Annotated in this window: 14 protein-coding genes; 10 read left to right on the top strand and 4 right to left on the bottom strand. The window is 55.5% G+C overall.

Features of this window, described 5'->3' with window-relative positions:
- The first annotated feature begins 119 nt into the window (after positions 1 to 119).
- From J2S62_RS11015 to J2S62_RS10975, 9 genes are all read left to right on the top strand, one after another.
- Positions 120 to 869, top strand: coding sequence for a TetR/AcrR family transcriptional regulator (locus J2S62_RS11015; RefSeq protein ID WP_310175866.1), 750 nt, complete (start codon positions 120 to 122; stop codon positions 867 to 869).
- Positions 870 to 1147: 278 nt separating this feature from the next.
- Positions 1148 to 2239: an ABC transporter ATP-binding protein gene (locus J2S62_RS11010; protein ID WP_310174661.1), complete on the top strand. Its 1092-nt coding sequence runs from the start codon at positions 1148 to 1150 to the stop codon at positions 2237 to 2239.
- Positions 2232 to 3386, top strand: coding sequence for a polyamine ABC transporter substrate-binding protein (locus J2S62_RS11005; RefSeq protein ID WP_310174659.1), 1155 nt, complete (start codon positions 2232 to 2234; stop codon positions 3384 to 3386). The genes J2S62_RS11010 and J2S62_RS11005 overlap by 8 nt, the downstream gene beginning before the upstream one ends.
- Positions 3383 to 4282, top strand: a complete 900-nt coding sequence (locus J2S62_RS11000) for an ABC transporter permease (RefSeq protein ID WP_310174657.1) — start codon at positions 3383 to 3385, stop codon at positions 4280 to 4282. Before J2S62_RS11005 ends, J2S62_RS11000 begins: the two co-directional genes overlap by 4 nt.
- Positions 4283 to 5143 carry an ABC transporter permease gene (locus J2S62_RS10995; RefSeq protein WP_310174655.1) on the top strand — a complete coding sequence of 287 codons (861 nt, stop codon included), beginning with the start codon at positions 4283 to 4285 and terminating at the stop codon, positions 5141 to 5143.
- A gap of 26 nt (positions 5144 to 5169) precedes the next feature.
- Positions 5170 to 6540 (top strand): NAD(P)/FAD-dependent oxidoreductase, encoded by a 1371-nt coding sequence (locus J2S62_RS10990; RefSeq protein WP_310174653.1) that lies wholly within the window; start codon positions 5170 to 5172, stop codon positions 6538 to 6540.
- 81 nt (positions 6541 to 6621) lie between these two features.
- A complete protein-coding gene (locus tag J2S62_RS10985; protein WP_310174651.1) occupies positions 6622 to 8052 on the top strand; it encodes an NAD(P)/FAD-dependent oxidoreductase in 1431 nt (476 codons plus the stop codon).
- Between the two features lie 55 nt (positions 8053 to 8107).
- The gene (locus tag J2S62_RS10980) at positions 8108 to 9871 is read left to right on the top strand and encodes an amidohydrolase (RefSeq protein ID WP_310174649.1); all 1764 of its coding nucleotides are present in this window, start codon (positions 8108 to 8110) and stop codon (positions 9869 to 9871) included.
- Positions 9872 to 9952: 81 nt separating this feature from the next.
- The gene (locus J2S62_RS10975; protein ID WP_310174647.1) at positions 9953 to 10306 is read left to right on the top strand and encodes a cupin domain-containing protein; all 354 of its coding nucleotides are present in this window, start codon (positions 9953 to 9955) and stop codon (positions 10304 to 10306) included.
- Positions 10307 to 10530: 224 nt separating this feature from the next.
- Here the strand turns inward: J2S62_RS10975 and J2S62_RS10970 are convergent, their stop codons facing one another.
- Positions 10531 to 10764 carry a hypothetical protein gene (locus J2S62_RS10970; protein ID WP_310174646.1) on the bottom strand — a complete coding sequence of 78 codons (234 nt, stop codon included), beginning with the start codon at positions 10762 to 10764 and terminating at the stop codon, positions 10531 to 10533.
- Between the two features lie 93 nt (positions 10765 to 10857).
- Positions 10858 to 12081, bottom strand: coding sequence for an amidohydrolase (locus J2S62_RS10965; protein ID WP_310174645.1), 1224 nt, complete (start codon positions 12079 to 12081; stop codon positions 10858 to 10860).
- Positions 12082 to 12330: 249 nt separating this feature from the next.
- Between J2S62_RS10965 and J2S62_RS10960 the strand changes: the two genes are divergently transcribed.
- Positions 12331 to 13791 carry a phytoene desaturase family protein gene (locus J2S62_RS10960; protein WP_310174643.1) on the top strand — a complete coding sequence of 487 codons (1461 nt, stop codon included), beginning with the start codon at positions 12331 to 12333 and terminating at the stop codon, positions 13789 to 13791.
- A gap of 96 nt (positions 13792 to 13887) precedes the next feature.
- On the opposite strand, the gene J2S62_RS10955 is transcribed toward J2S62_RS10960, so the two are convergent.
- Positions 13888 to 14574 (bottom strand): hypothetical protein, encoded by a 687-nt coding sequence (locus J2S62_RS10955; RefSeq protein WP_310174641.1) that lies wholly within the window; start codon positions 14572 to 14574, stop codon positions 13888 to 13890.
- A gap of 16 nt (positions 14575 to 14590) precedes the next feature.
- Positions 14591 to 14992, bottom strand: a complete 402-nt coding sequence (locus tag J2S62_RS10950; protein WP_310174639.1) for a hypothetical protein — start codon at positions 14990 to 14992, stop codon at positions 14591 to 14593.
- Positions 14993 to 15072: the final 80 nt, after the last annotated feature.

Genomic DNA, 15072 nt, shown 5'->3' with positions numbered 1-15072 from the left:
AATTCATTTAGTGATATGGTACACAGGAATAAGTGTGCTGTATAGCGTCTAGCACTGCAGTCGTATGCTTTTTTGGAAGACGCGAGAAGTGAGAGCGCGTGTATGCGCTGTTGGGGTGTATGCACGGTGATCAGAAATTTGGGGTAAATGTGAGTAAGCTAAAACGGCCTCTAGGGCGGCCTGTCAAGCCTGTGTTAAGTCGAGAGCTCATCGCGGAGCATGCACTCGACTTCGTCATCGAAAGGGGTCTTGATGAGCTGACGATGAGCCATCTAGCCAAGAGACTTGGTGTTGCACCGTCGGCGCTCTATAACCATCTTGACAATAAAGCGGATTTAGTCCTACTCATCCAGGACGCGTTGGTCTCGCAGGTTTCTCTTGACGAGATGGACCGACTCGTTGAGGGGAAGTTGTCCTTGGGGGAGGCGTTGGAGGGGTGGGCGCGTTCGTATCGCAGAGTATTTGCTTCATATCCATCATTGATTCCACTGATCGCTGTCACTCCGGTTTCTGAAGCTCCCCAGACATCGCATATGTATGACACCGTTGCCAAAGCATTGATCGTCTCGGGCATCCCCGAGCAACGAGTTATCAGCGTGATCGTGGCTTTTGAATCATTTCTATTTGGTTCAGCGCTTGACCTCAATGCGCCCGCTGATGTGCTGGACGCCGGAGAGGCCACGGAGCAGAGGGTGTGGCTGGCTCGAGCTGTGGATGCCTCCAAGGCAAACGATCAGCGCGCTGGGGTCTCGCAGGGGGATATTGACGACACTGAGGCGCCGGTGAATATCCATGCGGAAACCCCTTTTCAGTACGGCTTGCGCGCGCTGATTCACCAGACCGTTGCCCTGGTGCAGTCTCGCATGTAGGACTCGCTGCCTAAGAGTGCATTCTGACGTACGAATTCACTGACCTTCGAAGGCTATTTTGGTTCGGAGGTAGAAAAAACGAACCTCGTCGTATACAGTCAAGTAAAAGTTATGTGAATCACATTCATATATTCCAGTGCGGTGCATCGAGACGTCGAGAAAACGCCGCAGCAGAACATGGACGCGTTACCGCGCAGCAGGCATCGACCTGACTGCCGCTGGTGGCACGTTATCTAACTCCATGAGTACCACTCACTCACACGACGAGGAATAAACTTATGTCTTCTGGTGCGTTGACAATCAGACAAATCCGAAAAGTATATGGCGACAACGAAGCTATAAGCCCGCTCGATCTCGATGTCGAGGCCGGTGAATTTGTCTCACTACTCGGGCCATCCGGATGCGGTAAAACCACTCTGCTAAGAATGATCGCCGGGTTTGAAGAGCCAACTTCCGGTGAGATTCGCTTGGACGGGGAAGATCTCGTCCGGCAGCCGCCGAATAAGAGGTCGGTTAATACAGTCTTTCAATCGTATGCGCTCTTTCCGCATCTCAATGTTGCTGAAAACATTGCATACGGACTCAAGCGGTCCAAAGTTAGAAAAGACGAGATACAAGCTCGGGTACAGGATGTATTGCGGCTAGTACAAATGACGAAGTTCGCTGACCGAAAGCCAGATATGCTCTCTGGCGGTCAGCAACAGCGAATTGCTCTTGCTCGAGCCGTCGTGAACCGGCCGAAGGTGCTGCTGCTTGACGAACCAATGTCAGCCTTAGACCGTAAATTGCGTGAGGAAATGCAACTGGAGTTGATCCAGCTGCATGACGAGCTGAAAATGACGTTTGTTTTCGTCACGCACGATCAGCAGGAAGCACTGGCACTCAGTGACCGGATTGTCGTGATGAATCATGGCAACATTCAGCAAATCGGCAGCGCTGAGGACATCTATCAATCGCCCAATAATGCTTTTGTTGCGGCCTTCATCGGCCAACAAACATTCTTCGATGCCAAGGTATTGAATACCGCCTCCGGGGCTCTTGAGCTAGAGACTCCCACAGGGAAAATGGTGAGTTCATCGGACCAACACATCCCCGTCAGCTCTAACGTGCAAGCTGCGATCAGACCAGAAGAGATCCGACTTCGACGGGTAGCGTCCAACGAAGACATCGCACCCGCAGCCAACCAATTCGTCGGACGAGTAGTCGGCCGTTCATTTTTGGGAGATGTGTTCCAGTACCTCGTGCATATCGACGATGGCACCGAAGTTCTGGTACGCGTCCCGGCCTCCTCAGCGCCAGATGGCAACGAAGGCGATCAGGTCATCATGGAGTGGGACAGCAGCGCAGTTAGGGTTTTTGCAAATGGATAACGTCATTAGAGCCATCGGAGATCGTGCCTTCTCCCAGCGGATCTCTCGTCGTTCCGTGCTCGGAGCGATGATGGCGGCCGGTGTCGGAGTGCTGACAGCCTGTGGGCGTACCGGTGAGATGGCAGCAAACGTTGCTCCGGATGGCCAATTAGAAGACAAACTCAATATCTATACTTGGGGCGATTATGACGATCCCGAGGTGCTGCGAGCATTTAGTGATCGCTATGATGTCGTACTCCAAGTCGATTCCTACGGTTCAAATGAAGAGCTGATGGCCAAGCTTGGCGCCAGTCGAGGCACCTCGGGGTATGACATCGTGTGTCCAACTGACCTCGAGATCCCGCAATTAGTCGAGAACAACCTAATTCAAAAACTAGACATGTCGTTGATCCCGAATTTCGACACCATCGATGCCGCTTTTAAAAGTCAGCAACACGACCCCAACGACGAATACTCCATTATCAAAGCATGGGGGACCACGGGCTTTGTCTACGATGTACAAGCCATCTCGGAGGAACTGACCTCTTGGGAAGACTTTATTCGAGTTGCCCAAGACCAGGCGTCGGGCGCTACCTTGCTGCTTGAAGACCCATGGGAGGTTGTGTCTATCGGCCTGGCAGCAAAGGGCTACGACTTGAATAGCAGCGATGAAGGTGAGCTTGAAGAAGCTCGAGAAATCGTGGTCGAGCAGATTGCGCCACATGTTCGTGCTTATGCAAGCACCGTGAGCACGCCGATGATCCAGGGCGGTTTCAAACTGCTGCAAGCCTTCAACGGTGACGCACGCCAGGGTTTCTTAGAAGTCTCGGATCCAGAACGCTGGAAGTATGTCTTCCCCACCCCAACTGCCAACCTGTGGACCGATACATGGTGTCTGGCCACCGGCGCACCGCACCCGGATGCGGCCCATGAATTTATCAACTACATCATTGCACCAGAACAGGCCACGGTAGAGGCAGACTACATCGGGTATTCAACCGGCTCAAAGGTCTTTAATGATCCAGATATCGAAGAGCAGTACGACTACCCGGATCTGATCTTCCCGGACGCTGAAATCGTTGACCGCCTGACCCCATCAATGCGGCTCGGTGGAGAACAAACAAGGGTGGATATCTTTACCGCAGCACAGGTCAGGAGTGGATCATGAGAAAGTTCCTAGCCAGAATCATCGGACCAGGTGCATTGCTCTTTCCTGTCTGGGCATATGCGGTGTTCTTCTTTGTCATCCCAGTTGCGATTATTTTCTACTACAGTTTCGGTTACAAACCAGACTTGTTTACCCCGGTAGCCACCGATGTCTTGAGCTTGGATCAGTACCAAGCTGCGATGTCTGGCACGATCTTCTCGACGTTCTTGTCGACCTTAGAAATTTCGATCACCGGCACCCTCGCCTGCTTAGCGATATCCGTCCCGTTTGCCTACTGGCTGGCGGTCAAAGTGTCACCGAAACGCCGTAATTTCTTGCTTGCGTTGGTGTTGGTCCCATACTGGACCAACTTCCTAGTTCGAACGCTGGGGTGGCAAATTACCCTATCGCCGCAGGGATACCTGTCTAATTTCTTGCAAACCATTGGGCTCCGAGAAGGTCCTCTTGATGTGCTCTATACGGCGCTGGCGGTGCAGATCGGTGTGATCTACAACTATCTGCCGCTGATGATCTTGCCGTTATTTGTTGCGATGGATGCGGCCGGCAAAGATCTCCGAGACGCTAGTTACGACCTCGGTGCCGGGAAATGGAGCACCTTTTTCCGGGTCACGATGCCCCTTGCGATGCCCGGCGTCATTAGCGGATGCCTCCTGGTCTTCGTGCCGCTTAACGGTGACTACGTCACGGCAGCGGTGCTGGGCGGCGCTGAAGGAACAATGATCGGTCAGGTTATCGCGAACCAATTCAATACCGCCCAAGACTGGGCGTTGGGTTCCGCAATGGCGGTCACGCTCATGTTGACCACAGCCATCGTCGTAGCGATCGCTGGGCTGATCTTCTGGGCCGGACGAAAAATATATGAACGACTAACGCGCGTGGATTTGGAGTTGGCATAAATGGCGCATCAAACAGCCTCTCGTAAAAGGCTCTCTGACGTCGCTCTGACAGTGTGGGGCGTTATCGTATTCTTCTTCCTCTTCGCACCGATCGCCGTGATCGTTGTGTATTCGTTCAATAACGGCAACGTCTTAGCTCAGTTTCGCGAGTTCGGATTCGATGCATACGTCAGCGCGATTAACAACGACGTGATTGTCTCATCGGTGATCACGAGTTTGCAGGCGGCGTTCTTGTCAGCTCTGCTGGCCACGATCCTTGGCACGCTTGGTGGGATCGCCTTGGCCCGCGCTAAACGAGCCACTCTCATCACCGTGGGGCTGGTGGCACTGTTAGCGATTTCGCTCATGACCCCGGAAGTAGTCGATGGTATCGCGTATCTGCCGTGGTTCGTCACCCTTGGCGTCGACGCACAAATTGCGATGTTCAATAACGGCCTGGTCAGGCTCGTGGTGTCACACGCGATGTTCAGCCTGGCCGTGGTGACGTTCATTGTCCGAGCACGGATGGCGGGCATTAACGAACAACTGGAAGAAGCCGCTGCAGACCTAGGCGCCACTCGCTGGGAGCGGTTCCGCGACATCACCCTGCCAATCGCGATGCCGGGCGTGCTTGCCGGCGGGCTCATGGCCTTTACTCTGAGCTTAGACAACACCATTTTGTCGAGCTTCGTCCAACAGCCCGGTTATACCCCCTGGCCCGTATACATATTCTCATCGGTCAGAGTAGCCCTGCGGCCAGAGGTTGCTGCTATGTCGACGGCCATGTTGGTCCTGACGTTGCTGGCTCTGGCTCTGGTGGGTTACGTACTGCGCAAGACTGGCGGCTCCGCGACCCAGATCGTCAAGACCGTTGCGAACTAACACCTCATTCCTAAAGGACGATACGTATGATTAACGGCAGAGTCTCCCACTGGTGGCAAGAGATCGGCATTCCGCCCCGACGCCCCGGCCTGCCAGGGGACCTGGAGTGTGACGTCGCGATTGTTGGAGCAGGCTACACCGGGCTGTGGAGTGCTTACTATCTGAAGCAGGCGCAACCAGATTTGCGCGTCATTGTCCTCGAGCAAGAACACGTTGGATATGGCGCCTCGGGCCGCAATGGAGGGTGGCTCACCAACTCCATCACCGGCGGGCGTGACCAGTATGTCAAGACTTTTGGCACCGACGCGGTTGAACGTTTCCAGCAGGCAATGAATGACACCGTCGATGAAGTCATTCGCGTCACCGAGGCGGAGGGGATCGATGCCGAGGTAGTCAAAGGTGGCGAATTTGGCGTCGCCTACACCCCGGCCCAAGAAGTTAGGCTCCGCGCTTTCGCAGCGGCCGAGCAAAGGTGGCAATCCACCGGTTTGCACGTTTTGGAACGTGAAGAGGCGACATCGCGGATTAATGTAGCCAATACCCGAGCCGCAGTATGGCATCCCCACGCTGCCCGGGTGCATCCCGCCAAGCTCGTGTCAGGATTAGCCGACGCCGTCGAACGGCTCGGGGTCACGATCTACGAAAACACCACCGTCGAAGAAATACGTCCCCGCGAGCTCATCACAACGCACGGTACCGTGCGGGCGGACTCCATCGTGCGGGCAACCGAGGGGTTCACCGCGAACCTCAAGGGCCTCAAACGATTGTGGTTACCCATGAATTCGTCCCTGATTGTCACCGAGCCACTCGCGCAGCATATCTGGGATGAGATTCATTGGGACAACGGCGAAGTGCTCGGAGACTTCGCGCATGTCTATATCTATGCCCAGCGGACACAAGACAACCGAATCGCTTTCGGGGGACGGGGCGTGCCATACCGCTACGGCTCTCGCACCGACAACGATGGGACAACCCAGGAAGCGACCGCACAAAAACTCAGCGAATTGTTATTCCGGTTCTTTCCCATGACTACCGGGGCACAAATAGATCATTTATGGTCCGGGGTGCTTGGTGTACCACGAGATTGGGCGGCCACGGTGGGCTTCGATGCACCATCTGGTATCGCTTGGGGCGGGGGATACGTGGGGACGGGTGTTACCTCAACCAACCTGGCCGGGCGTACGATTCGTGATCTTATACTTCGTCAGCACACCGATTTGGTGTCCCTGCCGTGGGTAAACCATCGGGTTCGCAAATGGGAACCGGAACCACTGCGGTGGCTAGCCACCCGAGGACTCTATAAGGCCTACGGGGTCGCCGACCACCAGGAGTTGCAAGGTAAGACGACCACCCCTTGGATTGCCCAAGCTGCGGATGTCATCACGGGCAAGAAATAAGCACTCTGCTCTTATCCCACACAGATCCTCGTGGCTAGCTTGGATCGGGCCTATTGAAAGCGTCAGGAACGGACAGACACTGTGGCACAGTACCACGATCTTACTTTTGATCAGCACGAACGAAACATCCCAAAACACGTTATTGAGCAGGCGCTGACGGAGACGAAATACGCGCCGTATTGGCTAGACACCTCGACACGCCCTGCAGCATCCCCAGCACTTCACGACAGTATCGAAACCGACCTTCTTGTGGTGGGCGGAGGCTACACGGGGCTGTGGACCGCGCTGCAAGCGAAGGAACGTGACCCAAAGCGAAACGTCGTGCTCATCGAAGCGCAACGTATCGGGTGGGCCGCGTCCGGTCGAAACGGCGGTTTCTGTGAGTACTCCTTGGTGCACGGCGACGCAAATGGCGAAAACCACTTGCCCGAAGAAAACGCCAAACTCACCGAACTGGGCATTCAGAATCTCGCGGAGATTCGCGAGACCGCCCAGCGATATGACATGGATATCGAACTGCACACTGACGGGAGCCTCAACGTCGCAACCGAACCTCACCAGGTCGAATGGCTGCAAGGAGAGGAACATTTTCTGGATGCAGACCAAACCAGAGACCTTATTAACTCCCCAGATTTCCTCGCTGGCGAGCGCGACTACACCGGCACGATGTTGGTTCATCCGGCAAAGCTTGCCTGGGAACTGGCAAGAGTGTGCCGCGACCTGGGTGTCCAGATCTTTGAGCATACCCCGGCCGAAGGGCTCATCGATGAGGGGGCAACGTTGCGGGTTGTCACGCCCGAAGGCCACATCACGGCTAACCGCGTAGCGCTCGCAACCAACGCCTTCCCATCGCTGCTGAAACGCCACCACTTATACACCTTGCCACTGTATGACTACGCCCTGATGACCGAACCGCTGACTGCCGCACAACGCGAAGCGATCGGTTGGAATGAAATGATTGGGCTGGCCGACCTCAATAATCGATTCCACTACTCCCGTCCAACCATCGATGAAGACGGTGGATTTCGGATCCTGTGGGGAGGTTACGATGCGGTTTACCACTTTGGCCGCAAAGTGCGCTCCGAATACGACTACCGCGATGAAACCTTCGAAAAATTGGTAGCCCACTTCTATGGCACTTTCCCGCAGTTAGAAGGCATCAAATTTAGTCACGCCTGGGGCGGAGCAATAGATTCTTGTTCGCGATTCTTCGCATTCTTTGACGTCTCACACCGCGGCCGCGTCGCATACTCGGCCGGCTACACCGGCCTCGGCGTAGGGGCCACCCGTTTTGGGGCACAGGTGATGTTGGACTTGCTCTCGGGGCAAGAAACGGAGCTGACGCGACTGCAACTTGTTCGCAAGAAACCCATCCCATTTCCACCGGAGCCGGCGACGTGGGCTGGCGTCCAAATCATGCGGAACCAAATGATTCGAGCCGATCGAAACCAAGGTGAGCGCTCCCTGTTCTTACGAGCGCTGGACAAAATCGGCATCGGGTTTGACTCCTGATGGCCGAAACACAGTCCTGCGCCGTACCGATGCGGCCAGCCCAAGAAGGAGTCGTATGTCAGATCTGAATGCACTCGAAAGTACTCATGAGGTGCCCTTACTGCTGCGCTCTGGACGTGTTTTCACCGGGGACGAGCTCCATCCCACCGCCACAGCTGTGTTGGTCATCGCCGGGCGCATCGAGAAGGTCGGCACCGACGAGGAGCTGCTGGGCCTGATCGACAGCGACGCGCAAATCATTGATGTGAACGGCGGCCTCATCACGCCGGGATTCATAGATGCACATATTCATCCCATTTATGGCGGCATGGAACGAAATGCCTGCGACCTGACTGAGGCGGACAGTCATGCGGGGACTTTAGAAGCCGTTCAAAACTATGTGGCACAGCGCAAAGCAGCTGAGACAAACAACACGGATTGGATCTTTGGGGGTGGGTGGTACACCGGATTCTTTCCTTCGAGCGGCCCGACCGCGAAAGAATTAGATGCGGTGACCGCCAATATGCCCACGTATCTCATCAGTGCCGACCATCATTCGGCATGGGTCAACACCGCCGCTATGAAACTAGCGGGCATAAGGTCTCAGACGCCCGACCCCGAAGACGGCGTGATAGAGCGGGACGCCTTGGGTCAACCTACAGGGGTGCTCCACGAGGGAGCAATGGACTTGCTCAATCATGTGTTGCCACCCCACAGTGCTGAAGAATACGCGGCTGGGCTGATAGCAGCCCGGGACTATTTGCATTCCGTGGGAGTAACCGGGTGGCAGGACGCCATCCTCGGTGAATATGCTGGCTATCCTGATGTATCGGAAACCTACCGAAATGCCCGTCTGACCGGAACAGTCGCTGAAACTGTTACCGGTGCGCTCTGGGTTCCTCGAGAGCTCACAATTGAGACCGTGCCTTCCCTCGTGGATGAGTTTGTACAACGTCGACAGACAAACGCCCATGCTGGCTTCACGACCCACACCGCAAAGATCATGGTGGATGGGGTTCCGGAGAATAAGACAGCGGCGCTGCTCGAGGATTATTGTCGCTGCGACTCCCTTGGCATGGGTCGCAGCCCGGCTGCCGGTGAGCATGATCGTGGTCTGACCTATCTCGAACGCGATGTACTGATGGCTGTCAGCGTGGCCCTGGATGCTGCCGGGTTTGATTTACACTTCCATGCCATCGGCGACCGTGCCGTGCGCTGGTCACTGGATGCTATTGAAGAGACCCGGCGCCGCAACCCAGCAGCAGCCCAACGGCACCATATTGCTCATATCCAAATTGTGCATCCCGACGATGTGCAGCGCTTTGGAACTGTTGGTGCGACAGCTAATATTCAGGCGCTGTGGGCGGCATATGATCCTCAGATGCTTGAACACACGATTCCACAGCTGGGAGAGACACGAACCTCCTGGCAATATCCGTTCTCGTCGATTCAGCAAAGCGGCGGGAACCTATGCATGGGTTCAGACTGGCCAGTCTCAAGTGCAGATCCATGGCAAGCAATTCACGTCGCTGTGAATCGAACGTACCCGCACGTTCTTGACCAAACGGCAGCCATGAATGAACCCCTTGAACTGGATGAAGCGATTGATCTGCATACCGCGCTCAAGGCCTATACCAGTGGATCCGCATGGCAACTCAGACTGGATCGCGACTACGGTCGTATCACACCAGGTGCTGTAGCGAACTTGGCAGTCGCGAACCGGAACCCGTTTGATGACATCACATCAGACCAACCCACTAGCATTTGCACGACCAAAAACGTGTTGACAATCGAATGCGGCGAAATCGTTTACAAGGCCCACCGTGGCCAGACGTCGTGAATCGTCATGACTTTGAGAAACAGTTAGTCCATCTCTTCGAAAAATCGATTAGACGATAGACCCCTTGACAGGAGCACACCAATGACAAGTACTGCTATGACAAAAATTTCAGGCTATGACCTGGAATCAGGACTGAAAGCAATAGGCCAACGGCCTGGCGCGGATCAAGGGGATCCGCAGTTGCGAATACTCGAAGCAGAACACGGGGCCGCAGCTGACGTCGGCTTTTGGGAATGCACGCCTGGGGGCTGGCCCGTAGACGACCGTCAGGATACTGAAGTTGCCTATATCCTCTCAGGTAAAGGAGAGATCACCGATCAGGCAACCGGCGAGGTCCATGCCATTGGTTCGGGCGATCTGGTCATACTTCCGGTCGGGTGGACAGGCCGATGGAACATCACAGAGACCGTACGAAAAGTCTATGTAATCTTCTAGAGTTTCATGACTACACTCGTCAGTACATAGTCTCTCGCTCCTGTGCCTCTCCTCTGGAGAAGACAGGAGCGAGACCTGGGCAGAGCCGAACAGCGTGCACACCGCAAGAGACGAAGAATAGCTCGCCGATGGCCAGGTGATTGGTCGCGATAAGTGCGATCACGCCCGCAGTTTTTGAATACTTCGAGTCATAGGCTGCTTGTAAATGCGAGGTGCGCTCCGAGTTACTCGTCTTCGGTGCCGAGCTTTTTGTCGAGTTCACGTTCCTGAGCAATACGTTTTTCCTCCGCGGCCTCATCCTCACCTGTAGGCACCGGTTTTTGGCCGGTCTCTGGAACTTGGCTCGAAGTTTCTGTCAGCGCTATCTCTTGCTCTGTCATCGGCTCGTCTGGTGTTGATGCTTGCGGCTGGGCGGAATCATCTTTTACAGACTTACCTTCAGGATCTTTTTTCATCACGTTACCTACCTCTGCTCTAACAACTTGTGGCCAGGCTCCGGGTTACTAACTTTACTCAGCGATGACCCTCGAGAAAACAGCATCCTTTATGGTCTAGGAACCGAGCTTAGACATCAGCACCGTCAGGGCAGCTCGCACACCGGTGGTCAGCGTTGGTTCGAGTACCGGAGCAAAGTTGGGTGAGTGGTTGACTGGTACCTGGCCGGATTCCAGTCGTTTTTGGGTGTGCCCACCGAACATCCAGTACACGCTAGGCACGCCAATCGACGAGGCAAGGATGCCGAAGTCTTCCGAGCCCATCGCTGGTGGTACCTCGCGTACGGCATCGTCCCCGAGTTCTTGTTGCAGTGCGGCCACGGCGGCTGCCGTTTGGTCGGGGTCATTGTAGTTCCGCGGGAAGGTAGAGATCTCTTCGATAGTGGGTTCTGGGGCGCCAGAGGTTGCTGCTTCGCCTTTGATAATGCGGCGCAGGGCGGCAAGTACGGTGTCTCGGGTGCGCGGTTTCAGGCTGCGGATGTTGAGGGTGAATTCGGCGGAGTCCGGGATGATGTTTTCTTTTAGACCGGCGTGGAAAGTCCCAACTGTCACGACGGCTGCAGCATACGGAGCGATTTCGCGAGATACGATGCCTTGGAGCCGGGTAATGATGTGGGCGCCCAACACAATGGGGTCGATCGAATCCTGGGGCTGTGAGCCGTGTGAACCCTGACCATGGAGGGTTACACGCCAAGAGTCTGCCATCGCCATGCCATCTCCGGGGGTATAGCTGACAGTTCCGGCGAGTGATGGTCTGACGTGCTGGCCATAGACCACCTCTGGTTTTGGGGCTTTATCCCACAGGCCGTCGTCGACCATCGCCTGTGCTCCGGCAGCGATTTCTTCAGCGGGTTGGAAGATCATCACCAAGGTCCCTGACCAGGATTCACTATATGCCACCAGATAGCGCAGGGCGGTGATCGCGGTGGCCATGTGAGTATCGTGACCACAGGCATGCATGATCGGTACTTCGGTGCCGTCGTCGAGTTTGCCGGTGGCTTTCGATGCGTAGTCCAGGCCGGTGGCTTCGGCGACCGGGAGCGCATCGGTGTCAGCTCGGAAAGCAACGGTGGGGCCTTCACCGTTGCGCAGGACGCCAACCACGCCGGTGCCGCCGCAGCGGAAGTGCTCAATGTTGAGTTCGTCGAGCAGTTGTTCCAGCCGGTCTGCGGTGTCGTGTTCTTGCATGGATAGTTCGGGTGAGGCATGTAGCTCGCGGTACAGCTGGTGCATCGATTCGATCAGCTGTGGTTTGAGGTCGAATTGGGTTGAGGTGGTCATGCTTTCCTCTTCTGGTGGGGTAGTTAGTCGCTCGGGCCGTCAGGATGTCCCTGCGTTCACATCGGTTGGCTCTCATCCTAAGTTTGTAATGCGGGTAACTGTAGGCGTGAGGTGCGCCTCCGCTGTCTAACCAGTCCTAAACGATCCCTGCAACCTAGGGCGTTACGCCTCGTCGATGCTCACGCAGTGCGGTACATTGGTACCAGCAAAACGTAGCCCATCGACACCGGCATCAAGCGGGGAATCACCATGTCAGTCACGGCGAGACCACACGCCAACATTGTGGGCTCGGGCCCGAACGGACTCACCGCCGCAGCCATGCTGGCGCGTGCAGGATGGCACGTGCGGATCTACGAACGCAACGAGATCGTCGGGGGAGCCGCCGCCTCGACCGATGTATTCGGTGATGGCTCGATCGTGGATCTGGGCGCTGCAGCGCACCCGTTCGGTGTCGCATCACCGGTGTTCCGGCATCTAGGGCTCGAAGAGCACGGGCTGGAATGGTTGCACTCCGAGTACCCGATGGCTCACCCATTCGATGACGCACCTGCTGCGATTCTGCACCGCGATATTCGCAAGACCGCCCGATCATTGGGCGTGGACTCTACCGCGTGGCGACTGACCCACAGGGGAGTGGTCAACTCAATTGACGACTACCTCGAACAAATCCTGCGCCCGTTGCTGCGCTTCCCGCACCGGCCGGTAAAAATGGCACGGTTTGGCATGCTTGGCTCCGCGCCCTCGTCGTGGTTCGTCCGCACTGCGTTCCGCGAAGAGGCCGCTCGAGCATTATTTACTGGCTCCGCTGCGCACGCCAATACGCCACTCGGTCATCCGTTCACCTCGACATTTGGGGTGTTGTTCTCAGCACTGGGCATGACTCGGGGCTGGCCGGTGATCAAGGGTGGTACAGGGGCGCTGACGAAGGCACTGGCTCAAGTGGTCCGTGAGTATGATGGCGAGATCTTCACAAACCACGAGGTGACAGATTTAGATGCGCTGCCACCAGCTCGAGCTACGGTCTTAGATATCACCCCTGCGCAAGCTTTAGTTATGCGCGGTAAGCAGCTGCGTGAGATTCCTGAATATACGGCCCAACGCTTCCAACGTTGGCGCTACGGCCCCGGGGCGTACAAAGTCGATTGGCAATTAGACGGTCCGGTGCCCTGGGCGGATGATCGAGTTAACAACGCAACGACTGTCCACGTCGGTGGCCGTGCCGCGGAGATCCGCTTGGCAGAGGCTCAAGTCAATGCGGGCCGGATTCCGGATCGGCCATTCGTTTTGTTAGTGCAACCGCAGGCGGCCGACCCGTCGCGGGCGTCTGGAAGTAAACACATTGTATGGACTTATACCCACGTCCCGCACGGCTATAAGCCGGCTACCAAAGACCGAGAATATGTTGCTGATCTAATTCAGGCGCAGATTGAGCGGTACGCACCGGGCTTTGGCAGTAAGGTCACTGCGAAGAAAGTTTGGGATCCTGATGCGTTAGAGGAGTGGAACCCCAACTTGGTTGGCGGTGATGTGGCTGGTGGTTCGATGGACGGTCTGCAGTCACTTCTCCGCGGGGGACTGACGTTGGAGCCCTATCGGATGGGTGTCGATGGCTTGTATATCTGTTCGGCTGCGACCCCACCTGGTGCTGGTGTCCACGGCATGCCCGGTGCTTGGGCAGCACACGCCGTGCTCGAAGATCAGCGTTCATAAGCATGTCAGACCTCCTGCAACGTTTGCGGTGCAGGAGAAGGTCTTTGATGAACGGCGGCGGAACTTAGCTGCCATCTCTTGCATGCGGTGTATAGCTTATACGGAAGTTTTAATAATGTCCTTTAAGTTGGGGCATTCAGGAGACAAACGACCAAGAACCTGGGGTGTCCGTTGAGTTCGGGATATAACTAATAGATTTTGACCTGCTCCGATGTTCGGCTGAGTGCTGCCTTGAGGAAGTACGACTATCCCGTCTATGAATAGACCGAACTTCGCCAAGTTAGCCATGACCGTTCCGGGCCCGGGGCGCATTAGCAAGCCAGGTCCCACGACAAAGCAACCTAATCCTTCTGGGGACAGCATCTGGCAAGCGTCGATGAGCGCGATGTTTGCTGGATCATCCGTCAGGGCGACGGACTGGCTATCGTTATTTAGCCGTTTGGTTCGTTTAGGTTTCCAGCGCCGAGGTGGAATGCCTACTACAAGGTCAGGATTCGGAAACCACTCAGCGGTTATCCCAGCGGGATGGGGCGAGAGATATCCAATATCCTCTGTTCTCACTTTGTCTTCGTGCTCAGCCGGAGAGATACCGGCCACAACCGGCTGGCTACTGGGCGTATTCAGCTTCTCAGCTAAGGGTTGTAGGAGGTAGCTGCTGCTTGCCCATAGATCTACTACGAGGTTAATTTCGATTGCACGATAACGGACGTAGTCAGAGATTAAATTGCTAACGATAGGGTGGGCTTGGCATGGCTCGCTACGAAACCATGAGTCTTCGTGCATGGACCGCTCCTTGGAATTATATGAAAAACTTTTCTGCCCATTGGGCGGTGGGACCGGAAACTATAGAATCAAAGCCACCTTTTGCAATGATGCTCATCCAGCTTTCGGTCCATTGCACCTCCGGAGTTTCGCCAAATTTCGCGATAGTGATTTCAGACCGTGTCATACTGATCGGTTTAACAGTGGCGAGCGCCACCCAGCCTTCCCCGTTTACCGCTACTAAATTTGGCGGAGCGACCCTAGCTTCTATAACCCCTTCTAATTCGAGCTCTGAAGCACTCTGCAGGTAATCCCCAATAACGCGCCAGTTTCCAGTGATCTCTCGTCGAATGTAACCGGAATAGTTATGCGCGCTTGCCTGTAAGAGATCATGCTCCCAACTAGAGATTGGTGAGATCTGCTCGTACAGCTGATCCACTCGGTTACCGGGCATAGCAACGAAGAGAATGGGGCCTATCTGTTCAAATGGGAGTAGAGGCCGCCGAGAGGGACGATCTC

Origin of the sequence: Enteractinococcus fodinae (assembly GCF_031458395.1) — a bacterium.
GTDB classification, from domain to species: Bacteria; Actinomycetota; Actinomycetes; order Actinomycetales; family Micrococcaceae; genus Yaniella; species Yaniella fodinae.
The sequence above is the reverse complement of the archived record's forward strand: the minus strand, read 5'-3'. Positions and strand labels throughout refer to the sequence as shown.

Coding starts and splice junctions, on each gene's coding strand:
- J2S62_RS11015 (WP_310175866.1), top strand. CDS start 120: ATGCACGGTGATCAGAAATTTGGGGTAAATGTGAGTAAGCTAAAACGG.
- J2S62_RS11010 (WP_310174661.1), top strand. CDS start 1,148: ATGTCTTCTGGTGCGTTGACAATCAGACAAATCCGAAAAGTATATGGC.
- J2S62_RS11005 (WP_310174659.1), top strand. CDS start 2,232: ATGGATAACGTCATTAGAGCCATCGGAGATCGTGCCTTCTCCCAGCGG.
- J2S62_RS11000 (WP_310174657.1), top strand. CDS start 3,383: ATGAGAAAGTTCCTAGCCAGAATCATCGGACCAGGTGCATTGCTCTTT.
- J2S62_RS10995 (WP_310174655.1), top strand. CDS start 4,283: ATGGCGCATCAAACAGCCTCTCGTAAAAGGCTCTCTGACGTCGCTCTG.
- J2S62_RS10990 (WP_310174653.1), top strand. CDS start 5,170: ATGATTAACGGCAGAGTCTCCCACTGGTGGCAAGAGATCGGCATTCCG.
- J2S62_RS10980 (WP_310174649.1), top strand. CDS start 8,108: ATGTCAGATCTGAATGCACTCGAAAGTACTCATGAGGTGCCCTTACTG.
- J2S62_RS10975 (WP_310174647.1), top strand. CDS start 9,953: ATGACAAGTACTGCTATGACAAAAATTTCAGGCTATGACCTGGAATCA.
- J2S62_RS10965 (WP_310174645.1), bottom strand. CDS start 12,081: ATGACCACCTCAACCCAATTCGACCTCAAACCACAGCTGATCGAATCG.
- J2S62_RS10960 (WP_310174643.1), top strand. CDS start 12,331: ATGTCAGTCACGGCGAGACCACACGCCAACATTGTGGGCTCGGGCCCG.
- J2S62_RS10955 (WP_310174641.1), bottom strand. CDS start 14,574: ATGCACGAAGACTCATGGTTTCGTAGCGAGCCATGCCAAGCCCACCCT.